The 15,123-nt window shown below is 47.7% G+C and carries 11 protein-coding genes; all 11 read right to left on the reverse strand.

From position 1 onward, the window contains the following. Window positions 1-39: 39 nt before the first annotated feature. Window positions 40-1,449 carry a DNA repair protein RadA gene (radA, locus tag NIA71_RS12215; RefSeq protein WP_253020524.1) on the reverse strand — a complete coding sequence of 470 codons (1,410 nt, stop codon included), beginning with the start codon at window positions 1,447-1,449 and terminating at the stop codon, window positions 40-42. A gap of 99 nt (window positions 1,450-1,548) precedes the next feature. Next, window positions 1,549-2,385: a TerC/Alx family metal homeostasis membrane protein gene (locus tag NIA71_RS12220; protein WP_148397807.1), complete on the reverse strand. Its 837-nt coding sequence runs from the start codon at window positions 2,383-2,385 to the stop codon at window positions 1,549-1,551. Window positions 2,386-2,443: 58 nt separating this feature from the next. Continuing rightward, window positions 2,444-4,312, reverse strand: a complete 1,869-nt coding sequence (locus tag NIA71_RS12225; protein ID WP_253020525.1) for a subtype A tannase — start codon at window positions 4,310-4,312, stop codon at window positions 2,444-2,446. 165 nt (window positions 4,313-4,477) lie between these two features. After that, window positions 4,478-4,894: a pyridoxamine 5'-phosphate oxidase family protein gene (locus tag NIA71_RS12230; RefSeq protein WP_148397957.1), complete on the reverse strand. Its 417-nt coding sequence runs from the start codon at window positions 4,892-4,894 to the stop codon at window positions 4,478-4,480. 28 nt (window positions 4,895-4,922) lie between these two features. Continuing rightward, window positions 4,923-5,777, reverse strand: coding sequence for an MBL fold metallo-hydrolase (locus NIA71_RS12235; protein WP_253020527.1), 855 nt, complete (start codon window positions 5,775-5,777; stop codon window positions 4,923-4,925). Further along, window positions 5,746-6,624 carry a TerC/Alx family metal homeostasis membrane protein gene (locus tag NIA71_RS12240; protein WP_269477207.1) on the reverse strand — a complete coding sequence of 293 codons (879 nt, stop codon included), beginning with the start codon at window positions 6,622-6,624 and terminating at the stop codon, window positions 5,746-5,748. Before NIA71_RS12240 ends, NIA71_RS12235 begins: the two co-directional genes overlap by 32 nt. Window positions 6,625-6,812: 188 nt before the next feature. After that, entirely contained in the window at window positions 6,813-8,768 is a 1,956-nt protein-coding gene (locus tag NIA71_RS12245) for an elongation factor G (protein ID WP_148397812.1), read from the reverse strand. 122 nt (window positions 8,769-8,890) lie between these two features. Further along, window positions 8,891-10,984 carry an EAL domain-containing protein gene (locus tag NIA71_RS12250; RefSeq protein ID WP_253020528.1) on the reverse strand — a complete coding sequence of 698 codons (2,094 nt, stop codon included), beginning with the start codon at window positions 10,982-10,984 and terminating at the stop codon, window positions 8,891-8,893. A gap of 35 nt (window positions 10,985-11,019) precedes the next feature. After that, window positions 11,020-12,414 (reverse strand): asparagine--tRNA ligase, encoded by a 1,395-nt coding sequence (asnS, locus tag NIA71_RS12255; protein ID WP_253020529.1) that lies wholly within the window; start codon window positions 12,412-12,414, stop codon window positions 11,020-11,022. Window positions 12,415-12,509: 95 nt separating this feature from the next. Continuing rightward, window positions 12,510-14,051, reverse strand: a complete 1,542-nt coding sequence (gene lysS, locus NIA71_RS12260) for a lysine--tRNA ligase (protein ID WP_148397816.1) — start codon at window positions 14,049-14,051, stop codon at window positions 12,510-12,512. Between the two features lie 18 nt (window positions 14,052-14,069). Beyond that, window positions 14,070-14,546: a transcription elongation factor GreA gene (gene greA / locus NIA71_RS12265; RefSeq protein WP_148397818.1), complete on the reverse strand. Its 477-nt coding sequence runs from the start codon at window positions 14,544-14,546 to the stop codon at window positions 14,070-14,072. Between the last annotated feature and the right edge of the window lie 577 nt (window positions 14,547-15,123).

The raw sequence follows: 15,123 nt of genomic DNA on the forward strand, positions 1-15,123 counted from the left end.
TACTCAAACCTGATTTTTTTAGTATATTTATTCTTAATCCTAAAACATCTTAATCGCATCAATAATATGCTTTACCCCAGTCAGCCGCATGCCCTTAAGATCCAATTCTGACAGCCTGTCTGCATTTTTCTTAGGAAGGATGATGCGTTCAAAACCCATTCTCGCTGCTTCGCGGACGATTTTCTCGCTGTTCTGCACGGACCGGAGGTCGCCGGTCAGCCCGATTTCTCCCAAAGCAATGGTTTTCCCCGAGCAGGGCTTTCCTCTTACCGTGGAATAAATAGCCAGCGCCACGGCCAGATCAATGGAAGTCCCTTCCGGCTTGAGCCCACCCACCACATTGACGTAAATGTCCTGGTTGATCAAATTAAGACCGGCCTTTCGTTCCAGTACCGCCAGAATCATATTGAGGCGGGAAAGCTCGACGCCGATGGAAGACCGTCTGGCAAATCCCACGTTGGTTGGGGCCGCCAGCGCCTGAACTTCCAGCAGCAGAGGTCTGGTCCCCTCATAGACCGCGGCGGCCATGGATCCCTCCGCTCCATCCTCCATACCCTCGAGGAAGCTTTTGGATAGGTTTTCAATCTCAATTAATCCTTCTTCGGCCATCTCAAAGGCGCCGATTTCGCTCGTAGTTCCGAAGCGGTTTTTAAAAGCCCGCAGAATTCTCAGCTCCTGATACCGCTCGCCATTGAAATGCAGTACGCAGTCCACCAGATGTTCTACGATTTTCGGGCCGGCCAATTCGCCGCTCTTGGTAACATGGGCCACAATGAAAATGGGGATGTTATAGGTTTTTCCTACCCGCATCAATTCGTTTCCGCAGGCCCGTACCTGGGATACGCTGCCGGGGGCTGAGTCCAGATCGCTGCTGTACATGGTCTGAATGGAATCGATAATCACAAATTCCGGCTTCAATTCTTCTGCGATGGCAGAAATGTTCTCCATGTTGGTCTCAGCCAGGATGAACAGGTTGTCCGTCAATTCTTTGCAGACCCGGTCTGCCCGCATCTTGATCTGGTCTTCTGATTCCTCTCCGGAAACGTATAAAACCCGTCCGTATTTCTTGGCGATGTTGGCCGCTGCTTGTATGATAATGGTCGATTTTCCAATGCCCGGCTCGCCGGATATTAGTGTGAGAGAGCCTTTTACCATGCCGCCGCCCAGAACTCGATTCAATTCACCGATGCCCGTGTCCATGCGGGTATAGCTGCCGGACTCAACCTGGGATAATTTTGACGGCCGGTTTTTTATTTTCCCGGCTTGTCCGCTTTCGGCAGCACCCTTTATCGTTCCCGTCCGCCGCCGCTTGTCCTGCGCGTCAGAAGCAGGCAGCACCTTTTCTTCTACCATGGAGTTCCAAGCGCCGCAGATGCATTGTCCCTGCCATTTGGCGCTTTCATAGCCGCACTCCTGGCAGACGAACACGGTCTTTGCTTTTTTTGCCATAATCATTCGCCCCCTTTTGCAAACATATGTTTTATTATATCCTCCTGCCTGCGCCCCGTCAATATATGGTGAAGGATATCTCAAGTTCCGGACACTGGGCTAGAGCCTGGCTGTCCTGCGCCCGGAAAGAAGCACGGATATGAGAATGCTCAGGGCCAATACAATTGCGATAACGGCAATGGACTCGGGGATGGGAATGTACCATCCGATTGCCAGCCCGGCCAGCTTCATGCCTGTAAACACCAGGATAATGGAAATTCCATATTTCACATAGGCAAACCGTTCATGAAGATGTTCCAAAACAAAGTAGAATTGCCGAAGTCCCAGTATGGCAAAGATATTAGAAGTGTACACGATGAAAAGATCGGTGGATACAGAAAATACGGCCGGCACAGAATCCATGGCAAAAAGAATGTCGGAACACTCGATGAGGCAGACCACCGCAAACAGCGGCGTAAAAAGCCGTTTTCCATCCCGTCCCCGCACCAAAAAACGGTCGCCTGACAGGCTGCGGGTCATGGGCAGAATTTTGGACACGATTTTGATAACCAGGCTGTCGTGGGGATCCTTGCCAGTATCATCTTTCAGCATTTTGAGTCCGTTGATAATGAGAATTCCGCCGAACAGATACAGAATCCATTCAAAACGGCTGACCAGATGAACGCCGAAGAAGATAAAGAAGAACCGCAGAATGATCGCGCCTGCGATGCCGTAGCCCAATACCCGATGCTGGGCATGTTCCCGAATGCGGAAACTGGCGAAGATTGTTACAAAAACAAAGAGATTATCCATGCTGAGACTCAGCTCGATGAGATAACCTCCCATAAATTCCAGCGCTTTCTGGTGTCCGAGGAAATAATAGATGCCGCCGCAGAAGGTCATCGCCAGCATCATCCAGAACAGCAGCCATTTGATTGATTTAAAAATATTTTTCATTTCATCACCCCTGCATAACACTTTATGCAGGGGTTTTCGCATTATACGTAAAAGCCTCCTACTTGAGACAATCGTTGATCCATTTGATAAAGTTTTCGCTGCTGTTTCCACTGCGTTCTGCAGAGGTATGTCCCTGGCCCCATACTGTTTCGAAATCCACGTCTTTAACACTTTCATTCTGCTTCAAGGCTAAGGCAAGATTGGTTTCTGTTGTAAGTGCCGTATCATTCTGTTCTATACCGCTTCGTATCCTCCAGTAAGGAGCTACTGTAGAAGTGTTTTCTCCTTTGTAATAACTGGAGAGATCGTACATCGGATTATACATATTCTGCCGTGTCTGTAAATCAGTGCCCAGCTTATCCACTTCACCAAGATCGTTTTTATAATCTTCCACGATCGAAGACTCCCAGTCATCAAAGTTCTCATATTTGTTTTGGTTTTTCTCCAGCAGATTTGCCAGCTGTGAGTCAAAATGCAATGCGTCGTTGTCATCGTTTCCAAAGAGTTTATTCTCTGCTTGACTGCGGTTTGTATCGTCGAAGGCGCCCACTGCTTTTCCAGCCTGTTTGCAATGCTTTACAAATCCCTCCATGCTGATAACGGTGGCTTTTCCTGTCTTTGCATCGTATTCCACCCATTTTCCATCCCCATTGAGATCATCGATATACTCCTGTGGGGAGGCATATGTGCGTTCTTCCTCTTTTTCGTTTCCTGCCTGCTCCATTTTCTGATTATCGGGTATTTCCTGCTCAGGCGGTTTTCCTGCCTGCGGTTTCCCATCAGGAGCGCTGCCATCATCAGGCTTTCCCTCAGATCCGGGCGCCCCACCGCCAAAACCTCCGCCTGATTTTTCCTGGTCAGAAGTCTTTGCATACGGAAATTCCGTATCATTGAGAAAATGGTTGAGCGAGGTTTCTATAACGGAAAGCAGATAATTATAGTAGGAACCGGACGTGTAAATCCCATCGGCAGATTTCTCCAGCTTCAAAATCTCTCCCTCTTCATCGGCAAGCTGCAGGTCATTGATATACGCAGCATAGCTTTCCGCCAAATCTTGTGAAAGGGCCGAAGTCCAGGTGTTTTCCGCGCGAGTGCCTTCCGTCGAATATTGGCCCATATTCCATTCATAGGCAGCGTCTGCATAATCCAGACTGGTGATTGGGCACCAGCACATTGCTCCGCATATGGCGTCGCTGAGGGAATTTCCATCCTCATCAAACATTGCTGCTCCAATGGAGACTAAATATTCATTGTATAGCTCGCTGTCCCCAGTGGCTCCCATCAATGCGCTTTGGGCTCCGCCGCCGCTATGTCCAAAAGTAAAAATCCGGTCGGTATCGCCAGGCAGGCTGTCATTATTATAGCGATAATAGCGGACTGCCGCTTTTAAGTCGGTAACGCCCCATGGCGCGCCGCCGCTGTAAGTCAAGCTGCCGCTGCTGTCATAACCGTTGTCCCTTCCTCTCATGCCTGCATGTACATAGATAAAGCCGGCCTGCAGATATTCAGAAACGGATTCATAGTTATAATCCTCTGGCGCCGCCTGGGCCGAGTAGCCTGCCGTATTAATCGGAAAAACGATAGGCGCCGTATCTCCGGTATAGCCTTTTATCTTTGTTTCATGGTTAACGGTACAAGTGTAGGTGCCATCGGAATTCTTTTCGCCCTTGAAGTAAGCTCCGGGAACATAGATACCCATTGTTTCATAATCCGTCGTCTCCGGCTCTGAGCAGTAGCTTACTTTCACCTGCCAGTATACATCGTTATCTGCATCGTAATTCCACTTGCTGTTGTCAAAGGCAAGCGCTTGGTTATTTTGTTCATAGCCTTCCAATGATGCGGACTTCTCCTCGGTTCCACAGGCGCAAACCGCGATTGTCACTAAAACCAGCATCAACGCGCACACCCAATTCTTCCATCTTCTCATTTCATCCTCCTTGTCAGCGTAAATTTACATTCGCATCATATCGCTATCAGGTGAATGAAACATGGGCATGTCATGGATTAATCGTGTCGTTATCATGGAAAAATGAGATCAAAAATTAAAGGGAAAAATAGGCGGGGCCGTCACACAATTTGGCAGCCCCTCTGTTCATACAGTAAAATCCTCTGATTTGAAATTGCTGTAGTAGCGCCCGTCCTCTGCTGTGAATTTGAGCACGCAGTAATCCGGATCGGTAACGCCCAGCGGGTAATACATGGTATCCCCCTCCTGCCAGATCATTTCCTTGCTCTCAGCATCTTCAAGGACTTCCATCGTTCCCCGCAGCATGACGCCCCGGAAGAAACGCCGGTCGCAAAAATAGATGCAGGCTTTAGGGTTCTCCCGATATTGAGCCGCTCTCATGGAAGAAGTATTGGAAGTGAAATAAAAGACCTGGATTCCCTCCCTCTTTCGCGGCGCCAGCATGGCCTTGGTATTGGGGTAACCGTCCTTGTCAATGGAGCTGATGTAGGCGGTTTTCTGCTTGTCAATCAAATTTCCGATCGTCTTTACTGGATCTCGCATCATTGCCTTGTCCTTCCTTTCTTATTGATCACTTGCGGTCGCTCCTCAGTTCTTCAATATTAGCATAAATGGATGTGCGGAACAACGGATTGGCCTTGGTGGAGTCAAGTTCCATCGCTTCGCATACTCGTTTAAAAACAGCGGTATTTTCCAGACTTTCATCTTCTTCTAAAGCCTTGCCGACAGTTTTGTTGATCCCCGCCAGCAGGTCTTTGGCTTCTGCGACCCGCTTCCTGCCTTCCCCGGCCTGCCAAACATCTGCCCACGCTGAGCAATAGAGTTGAACCTGATCCATCTCCTCGATCCGGTCCAGGCTTTCCAGGCTCTGCTGGTAATTCACATAAATGGGCGTTTCATCGGCGACCGGTACCGCATCTCCGGTAAAGAGGATCCCTTCTTCTTCGAAAAAATACGAGAGCGAACCTGCAGAATGCCCCGGCGTTGCCAGAGCCCGGATGGTAACGCGCGGCTCCAGGCAAAGCACCTCGCCGCCTTCCAGACTTTCATCTACAGAAACGCTGTCTTCCAGCAGCTTGTAAAAATTGGGGATTGGGCGCGCCGCAAACTGGCGGCCGATGTCTTCAATCCAAGGTTTTTCGACTGCACTGGCATAAACTTTGGCGCCAGTTCGTTTCTTAATGCGGCATGCGGCTCCCATATGATCGGGGTGGGAGTGGGTAAGAAAGATGCTCTTTAGTTGAGACGGCTGCCTCTCATGCCTCAGCAGAGATTTTTTTATCAGCTTTTCCGCGCCTGCCACTCCGGTATCGATCAAATGACATCCTTCCTTCCCCTCAATCAGATAGACATTGACAAATCGTTCAATCTCTTCTGTAACATGAAAGTAAATCCTAATCTGGTGAACCTGCTTCGAAATCTTCATTTTTCTTTCCTTTCCCCTTCTCCTGTTTTTTCCCTTTTGAAACCAAGATGGATACTATGATGCTGATAACTAACACCCCTGCGATTACCCCGATGGAAACCGGAATGGATATATGCAGGCCGAACATGAGGCCGGCCAGTTTAACGCCTGTAAACATCAGGATTGTCGCCACGCCATATTTCACATATGCAAATCGTTCGTGGAGGTGTTCCAGCACAAAATAGAGCTGGCGCAACCCCAGAATGGCAAAAATATTTGACGTATAGACGATTAAAAGATCGGTTGAAACCGAAAAGACTGCAGGCACAGAGTCGATGGCAAAGAGAATATCTGAGCATTCGATCAGGCAAAGCACCGCGAAAAGCGGCGTAAACAATCGTTTGCCATTTTCCCGGACCATAAATTTCTCCCCGGAAAACTCCTTTGTCATGGGCAGGACTTTTGCAATGGCCCTGACAATGGGACTGTCGTGAGGGTCCTTTTCTTTCTCCTTTTGAAACATCTTCACACCATTGATGATCAAAACAGCACCGAATATGTACAATACCCATTCAAACATGTTGACGATTTTAACGCCGAAGAAGATAAAGATAAACCGCAGGATGACGGCACCGGCGATACCGTATCCCAAAACTCTGTGCTGTGCATGCTCTTTGATACCATAGCTCATAAAAATGGTAATAAAGACAAATAAATTATCCACGCTGAGGCTCAGCTCAATTAAATACCCGCCTAAAAATTCCAGCGCTTTTTGCTCGCCCATAAAATACCATATTCCCAAATTGAACAGAATTGCCAATCCCATCCAAAACAGTACCCATTTCAACGATTTCAATATATGTCTCAACCGATCCTCCTTCTCTTCTTCAGACACTGCCTTCTCCTGATGAAAAAAGACCCTAATGTCCCCTTTAACAGGTGAACATTAAGGTCTTGCTATCCTTTCGGAGAATGGGACCAGGCTGTGCTTCAGCCGGCTGTTGATCCCATTACTTGTAAGCTACTCCCCTTTAATGATTGGTTCAAGCTTGGTTTTTACTTATCTTCGGAATTATAGGCATCGATGATCTTCTGTGCGATCTGAGCCGGAACCTCTTCATACCGTTCAAACTTCATGGCAAAGGTTCCTCTTGCCTGAGTCATGGCTCTCAGTGTAATCGCGTAGTCGAAAAGTTCTGCCTGGGGAGCTTCTGCCATCAGCTTCTGGCTTCCGTCCGCCTGTGGTTCCATACCGAGGATTTTCCCTCTTCTTTTATTCATGTCGCCCATTACATCGCCCATGTATTCGTCCGGAACCATAATATCCAGATGCATAACAGGTTCCAGCAGAACCGGCTTGGCTTCTTTAATTCCTTTTTTAAAGGCTAAAGAAGCGGCGATCTTGAAGGCCATTTCATTGGAGTCTACATCGTGATAGGAACCATCATACAGATCCGCTTTCACGTTTACAACTTTACATCCGGCGAGAGGTCCCTTTTCGGTAGATTCGATCAGACCCTTTTCAACTGCCGGCACATAGTTCTTGGGAATTGCTCCGCCGAACAAGGATTCGGTAAACTCGAACTCTTCCTGAGACGGCGAGAACTTGATATGCACGTCACCATACTGGCCGGCGCCTCCGGATTGCTTCTTATGTTTGCCCTGAACGTCTGAAGTACCCTTGATCGTCTCTCTATAAGCAATCTTCTGGGGAAGGGTTTTTACTTCTACTCCAAAGCGGTCTTTCAGCTTGGCCATGATGATGTTCAGCTGCATTTCGCCTTGACCGCCCAGCAGTGTCTGATGGGTTTCGTTGTTCCTTTCAACTACGAAGGACGGGTCCTCTTCTTTTAACCTGGAAAGGCCAGAGAACACTTTATCTTCGTCTTTCTTGTCGGCAGCTTCAATTGCTACAAACAGAGACGGTGCCGGGAAGTCCAGCGGCAGGTAACGAATAATATCGTTTTTATCGCAAAGGGTATCACCGGAAAGGGTATTCTGCAGCTTGGTTACCGCTACAATATCGCCTGCTTCCGCATAATTTAATTCCTGCTGTTCCTTGCCCCTGAGGAAGAACAGCTTACCCAGCTTTTCAGTTTTGCCTGCTCTCTCGTTGAGGATTTCCATACCGGAGGTGAGTTTGCCTGTAACCACTTTCATCACGGAAATCTTTCCTACGAACGGGTCAACGATGGTTTTAAATACGAACGCTGATGGAGATGCGTCTACTACGCACAGCCGCTCAACCGGTTCGTTCTTATCGTTAAAGCCTTTGTAAGGGCCATGCTGCAGCGGTGTTGGTACATATGTAACCAACAGATCCAGCAGCCCTTCGATTCCATGTCCCAAAGAGAATGCCGATGAGCATACCGGAACGATTCCGCCGTCCGCGATTCCTTTTACCAGACCTTTTTTAATCTCTTCATCGGTAAAAGCATCGCCGTTAAAATACTTTTCCATCAGCTCATCGTCTGTCATGGCGATGGCTTCCTTAAGGTCTTCGTCGATCTCAGCTGACAGAGGCCAGCTGAACGGGATAAGCGTTTCTCCAAATTTCGCCTTCAGTTCATCGAAGGTCTTATAGAAGTCAAATTCGTCCTTGTCCCTTTTATTTATAACAATGAATCTAGGCATCTTGTATCGTTCGCAGGCTTTCCACGCATGCTCAGTTCCCACCTGAATACCTGCTCCGGCATCCACCAGGATTACTGCAGCTTCGGAAGCTCTCAGTGCTGCGTTAACTTCTCCGATGAAATCAAAATATCCCGGAGTGTCGATGAAATTGATCTTACTGTCCTTCCATTCAACCGGAACGATCGAAGTGTTGATGGAAAAGCCTTTTTCAACCTCCATTTTATCGTAGTCAGAAACCGTATTTCCATCTTCTACTTTACCTAATCTGCCGATTACGCCCGTTTCGAGAAGTGCAGATTCCAGAAAAGTAGTTTTACCACATCCGCCATGCCCGACAAGTGCAACATTTCTGATAGTTTCGCTCGTATAGCCTTTCATATTAAGACCTCCTAAATCTCTTTTTTCACTAATGCCCATATTATATCATCGATGCAGATTGATAGCAATATAACAGGCTCATGTTTTCTGAATTTTAAGTAAAGTGGAGACAAAATCTTCCGCTAATTCAGGCCGTTTCCCAGGTATCGCTTTACAAACTCCTCCAAAGGCTCTGCTTTCCCGTAGAAATACCCTTGATAAATGTCGCAGCCCAGCTCCCGCAGCAGATCCCGCTGCTGCTTCGTTTCCACATATTCGGCGACCACGCGGAAATCCAAATCCTCTGATAGCTTGATAATTCCGGAAATAATATCCTTGGACCTTCTGTTGTCCAGCATTTGTGTTACCAGCTTCCCATCCAGCTTCACTTCATCAAAGGCCATGTTCTGGAGATAGAGCATGGACCCATGACCCATGCCAAAATCATCGATGCTCACCTTATAGCCCTTTTCACGCAGCCGGTTGATCCGCTGCTGCATCTGGGGCGAGCTGTTGAGCAGTACCCGCTCTGTGATCTCAAAGACCAACTGGGCATCCCCCAAATCATATCCATCAATCATCTGAAGGGCCTTTTCCAAATGGGCATCATCCTCCATCTGGTAAGGAGACAGATTGATGGAGACGTTCAGTTTCTTGAAGTAAATCTGGTTCATATGCTGCACATCCTGACAAACCTTTTCTATGATATAGAGCCCCAGCTTCGGCAGAAACCCGCCTTCATAGGCAATATCAATGAGCAGCGGCGGCGAGATGTTTCCTGCCACCGGATGTTCCCATCGCAAAAGCGCCTCCGCACCATGTATGGTTTTATCCCTGTTGATCTGTATCTGATAATGAAGCTGCACCTGCCCCCTGTCAATTGCGTTTTCCATATCCAAAGCCAGCGCTTTGGCCGCATACTCAAAGGGGCTGGTTCCAGTCATCAATTCAGGGGCTTTTCCCGCTGTCTCGCATTGAAACATCGCCTTCTCCATATCCTTCACAGAAGTGCGGAAAGCGGCAGTCTGCTTTCGTTCGCTGATCTTTATAAAAGGGATATAGATGCAGGTCCCTACGGCCACATTGAACAGCTGAAGCAAACTGCCGGCCATAGAGCCGGTGGCCTGATATCCGCTGAACAAAACGGGAGCCGTCCATTCCACCGAATTGCTCACCATCGGCACCAGCCCCAGCGCCATAGCCCCGCTGCTGATCAGGGTCAGCACGATCGGTGCGGCGATGAAGGGAATGATCATAGCTGAGTTAAAGATTACAGGAAAACCAAAAATAACAATTTCGCTGATATTGAAAAACACAAAAGGACTGGCCACCTGAGCCAATTTGCGATTGTTGCTTTTCCTTGAGGCAATAAAAAGCGCCAGCACCAAGCAGAACGCAGCTCCGCATCCTCCAATAAAGGCAAAGGTATCGAGAAAGGTTTTCGAAAAAATCTCTGTCGGCGCCTGTCCTGCACTGATAAGAGCCTGGTTTATTTCCACACCTTCCTCAAAAAATTGTTTTGCTACTGCCTCCAGCGTATTGGTTCCATGGATCCCAAAGAACCAAAGCAGGTGGGAGAAAAACACATACAAAAGAATGCCCAGAAGATTTTTTCCGATTTCATTGAAAAGTTTTAAGAACAGATAAGAACCGAAGTTGGTAATATTTCCTGTATCTGTCACCGAACGCAGCGCAAGTCCCAAAATCCCGAAAAAAACGCAAATAACGGCAATAGGAACCAGTCCTTTGATGGAAAGATTGAACATAAAGTCAGCCCCAATGGTATGCAGCTTTTTGACGCGATGGATCAAACCCATGAGTTTTCTCAGCAGACCGCTGGAAATCAGAGCAATGCACATGGCGGAAAAAACCCAGTCCGCTCCAAACACATATACGCTCTGCCCCTGCAGGCCGCCGCAAAAGGCCAGATACGCGCACACGGCCGCCACCGGATAGAGGGGAGCCTCATCCTTCTGCACCATCTGTCCAAAAGAGATACTGATGGTGATAAGTAGAATCAGCGCCAGCGATCCCAAGGTAACCGTATATAAAAATCCCAAAAGCTTGCTGACAGTCCCCCCTGCCATGGTGCTCAAAAAAGCCTGATATCCTTCATGGGGAAAGCTGTTTAATAACAACGCAAGCGACCCCACAATCAAAAATGGGGTCGCCAATGCCAGTCCTCGTTTTATTGATAATCCATATGGCGTTTTATACAGCTCTAAAATTCGTTTCATCTCTCTGCTGCTTGGGCCCTCCAGGCCCGACATCTCTAAAATTCCGCCGTCTTTGGCGTCCTCGGGAACGGCAGAACGTCACGAATATTGCCCATACCGGTCAGATACATGATAATCCGTTCCAGACCCAGTCCGTAGCCCGCATGCTTGACGCCGCCGTATCTGCGGAGATCCATGTACCACCAATAGTCTTTTTCGTCCAAACCCAGTTCATCCATTCTGGCTTTCAGAACATCATAACGCTCTTCCCTCTGGCTGCCGCCGATGATTTCGCCCACACCGGGCACCAGCAGGTCGCAGGCCGCTACTGTCTTGTTATCATCATTGAGGCGCATGTAGAAGGCCTTGATCTCCTTGGGATAATCGGTTACAAAAACTGGTTTTTTATAGATTTCTTCGGTCAAATAGCGTTCATGCTCTGTCTGCAGATCAATCCCCCATTCAACCGGATATTCAAATTTTTTGCCGGACTTTTTCAGAAGCTCCACAGCCTCCGTATAGGTGACGCGGGCAAACTCCGCGTTTACCAGCGCAGTCAGTCGATCCAGCAGTCCTTTATCCATGAATTTATTAAAGAATTCCATTTCTTCCGGCGCATGCTCCAAGACATACTGAATGATATACTTGATCATTGCTTCTGCTAAATCCATATTATCGGAAAGATCAGCAAAGGCCACCTCCGGCTCAATCATCCAGAATTCGGATGCATGTCTTGCCGTGTTGGAGTTCTCCGCCCGGAAGGTGGGCCCAAAGGTATAAACGTTGCGGAATGCCAGAGCAAAGGTTTCCGCTTCCAGCTGCCCGCTTACCGTAAGACTGGTTTCCTTGCCGAAAAAGTCCTGGCTGTAATCAATGGAATCGTTTTCCATTCTTGGCGGGTTGTCCATATCCAACGTGGTGATGCGGAACATTTCGCCGGCCCCCTCGCAGTCGCTGCCGGTTACGATTGGCGTATGCACATATACAAAATCGTTTTCTTGAAAAAATTTATGAATGGCGTAAGACACTAAAGACCGTATCCGGAACACGGCAGAAAAGGTGTTGCTCCTTGGTCTTAAATGAGCGATTTCCCGCAAAAACTCCATACTATGGCGTTTTTTCTGCAGCGGGTAATCCGACGCCGAATCGGCCTCGACCACCACTTCTTTCGCTTTAATTTCGAAAGGCTGCTTGGCATTTGGAGTCAGCACAAAGTCGCCTTTTACTTTCAAGGCTGCCGCCACCGGAACCTTGGCAATCTCTTCAAAATTATCAATAAATTCCGCTTCATAGACAACCTGCACGGATTTAAAAAACGTGCCGTCGTTCAGTTCAATGAACCCGAATTTGTTGGAGCCGCGGTTGGTTCTTACCCAGCCGTGAACCACGATTTCTTGATCCGCATATTTCTCTGTCTCCCTGAAAAGGGTTCTCAGTTGTATGTCCTTCATTATTCAGTTCTCCTTTTTTATCATTGTGATCCCCTGCCATCACAAATTTTTTATTTGAAAAAAGCCGGAAACCAAAGGATTCCGGCCGTATCTTCCTATTTCTCCAGCGGTTTCATTGTCGGGAAGAGAATAATATCCCGAATGCTCGGCGCATCAGTAATCAGCATGATCACTCGGTCGATACCGATACCCAGCCCTCCTGTCGGCGGCAGTCCTACTTCCAATGCATTTACAAAGTCTTCATCCATTGGATGGGCTTCATCGTCCGTGCCGTCGTCCAGCTGTGCCTGCTGCTCTTTAAATCGCTCATACTGGTCGATGGGGTCGTTGAGCTCCGAGAACGCGTTGGCGATCTCCCAGCCATTGATATAGGCTTCAAACCTTCTGGTAATTCTCGGGTCTTCCGGGTCCCTCTTGGAGAGAGGCGAAATTTCCACCGGATGGCCGGTGACGAATACCGGACCGTCCAGATATCCCGGAACGTCTTCACAATATTCCTCGAACATTTCCGCAAGAATCTTTCCTCTGGTCATATCCTTGACTTCATCTTTATCCATGCCCTGGCCGATCGCCGCTTTTCTGGCTTCTTCATCTGTGGTGATCTGATCAAAGTCCACGCCGGTGATCTCTTTGATCGCATCGCTCATCTTCAGCCTTCTCCATGGCGGAGTCAGGTCAAAGGATTTTCCCTGATAATTGATAACCATGCTTCCGGTGGCCTTCAGCGCAGCCTTAGATACAACCTGCTCTGTCACTTCCATCGTTGTTTCCATGTTGCCGTAGGCCATGTAACATTCCATGGATGTGAATTCCGGGTTATGGTTTCTATCCATGCCTTCATTTCTGAACATCTTGCCCATTTCATAAACCCGGTCCAGGCCGCCTACTACCAATCTTTTGAGGTAGAGTTCGTTGGAAATACGCATTTTCATATCCAGATCCAGCGTATTGTGGTGGGTCTCAAAGGGACGCGCATTGGCGCCGCCGGCAATGGTGGTGAGGATCGGAGTATCCACTTCCAGATATCCGTAATCTTCTTCCAATACCCGCTTGATCTCCTTGATGATCGCAGCACGCTTAATGAACATTTCCTTTACGTCCTGGTTCATGATCAGATCCACATAGCGCTGTCTGTAGCGAATGTCCGTATCTTTCAGACCATGCCATTTGTTGGGCAGTACCTGCAGGGATTTAGAGAGCAGCACCATGCTGGATACCTCGATGGTGATCTCGCCCCTCTGGGTTTTGAATACTTTTCCCACGATCCCGTAAATATCTCCGATATCGGAAGTTTTAAACCATTTATATTCTTCATCCCCCAGGATGTCTTTTTTCACGTGGCACTGGATCCGGCCTTTATAGTCCTGAATATCGATGAAAGAAGCTTTGCCCATGCCTCTCTTGGCCATCATTCTTCCGGCAATGGATACTTCTTTTCCGTCCATTTGTTCAAAGCTGTCCTTAATATCCTGACTGTAAGCATTCACATCCCATTTTTCCACCAAAAACGGATTTCTGCCTGCTTCCTGCAGATTTTTCAGCTTATCCCTTCGTATTTTCCTCTGCTCGTTTAATCCTTCTTCAGTCAGTTCCTCTGTTTCCGGATTCACATTCTGCGTTTTCTTTTGTTCGCTCATTTTGTACTACCTCTAACTTTATTTTTTTATGATGTCTAATATTTTATACGTAATGATTCCATCCGGAACTTCGACTGTTACTTCCTGTCCAGCCTTGTTGCCCAGCAGTGCCCTGCCCACCAGGGATTCATTGGAGATCTTTCCTTCAAACGGGTCTGCCTCTGTTGAGCCTACTATGGTAAACATCTCTTCTTCTTTTGTATCTAAATCCTGTACTTTTACAGTCAGCCCTACGGTCACCTGGTCTCCAGCGAGTTCACTGTCATCGATGATCTTTGCTTTTCGAATCATATTCTCCAGCTTGTTGATCTTCTCCTCCAGCTCAGCCTGTTCGTTCTTAGCAGCATCATAGTCCGCATTTTCGGATATATCCCCTTGTGCAATGGCATCTTTGAGTTTTTCTGCCACTTCCGCTCTTTTTACTGCGACAAGCTCCTCATGCTCCCTTACGATTTTATCGTATCCTTCTTTGGTTAACAGTATTTCTTCTGTCATTCGTTAATCTCCTTTCGACCCATGTCATATCGTAATATTATAATGCGCAGAGCTTAAAATGTCAATGATTTGAGGGGACTTTACCGCGCTCATACAGGACCATCTCTTCTAATTCTTCTTTATTCGATAATTTGTTCGATTCAGATCAAATTGGCGGGCGCTTTTTTAGGGAAAATATGGTTGAGAAAGATGTTTCGCTTAAGGTTATTGTGGCCGGTTGGCTGAGACAGTTCTGGCAACAGGGAAAGCCGTCCAATGTAATCAGACCCGCTTAGGGCGCATTGACTCAAATCGGGAAAATTTTATTGAAAGGTTTTATTTTTTACGCAAAGTTGTGGGTTTGCGAGGTCTGATCTGGGCAACTTGCGGCCTGCACAGCCTCAAGGCGAATCTGAAAGCGCCTGGCCGTTGAAACCTGCGTAAATATTGAAATCTTTTTTTACTTTTTTCCCAAAGCTCCCCACAGGGTCTCCACATCCTCTCTTCAAGCCGCAGCCGCTTCGCATCCCGGTAAACTTCTGTAATGTAAACTCACTTTCTTTTTAAACCGACCTTGTCTATCCGATGGTCAGAATAG

It is taken from the genome of Ihubacter massiliensis (genome assembly GCF_024125305.1).
In the GTDB taxonomy this organism is placed as follows: Bacteria; Bacillota; Clostridia; order Peptostreptococcales; family Anaerovoracaceae; genus Hominibacterium; species Hominibacterium faecale.

Coding starts and splice junctions, on each gene's coding strand:
- radA (WP_253020524.1), bottom strand. CDS start 1,449: ATGGCAAAAAAAGCAAAGACCGTGTTCGTCTGCCAGGAGTGCGGCTAT.
- NIA71_RS12220 (WP_148397807.1), bottom strand. CDS start 2,385: ATGAAAAATATTTTTAAATCAATCAAATGGCTGCTGTTCTGGATGATG.
- NIA71_RS12225 (WP_253020525.1), bottom strand. CDS start 4,312: ATGAGAAGATGGAAGAATTGGGTGTGCGCGTTGATGCTGGTTTTAGTG.
- NIA71_RS12230 (WP_148397957.1), bottom strand. CDS start 4,894: ATGCGAGATCCAGTAAAGACGATCGGAAATTTGATTGACAAGCAGAAA.
- NIA71_RS12235 (WP_253020527.1), bottom strand. CDS start 5,777: ATGAAGATTTCGAAGCAGGTTCACCAGATTAGGATTTACTTTCATGTT.
- NIA71_RS12245 (WP_148397812.1), bottom strand. CDS start 8,768: ATGAAAGGCTATACGAGCGAAACTATCAGAAATGTTGCACTTGTCGGG.
- NIA71_RS12250 (WP_253020528.1), bottom strand. CDS start 10,984: ATGAAACGAATTTTAGAGCTGTATAAAACGCCATATGGATTATCAATA.
- asnS (WP_253020529.1), bottom strand. CDS start 12,414: ATGAAGGACATACAACTGAGAACCCTTTTCAGGGAGACAGAGAAATAT.
- lysS (WP_148397816.1), bottom strand. CDS start 14,051: ATGAGCGAACAAAAGAAAACGCAGAATGTGAATCCGGAAACAGAGGAA.
- greA (WP_148397818.1), bottom strand. CDS start 14,546: ATGACAGAAGAAATACTGTTAACCAAAGAAGGATACGATAAAATCGTA.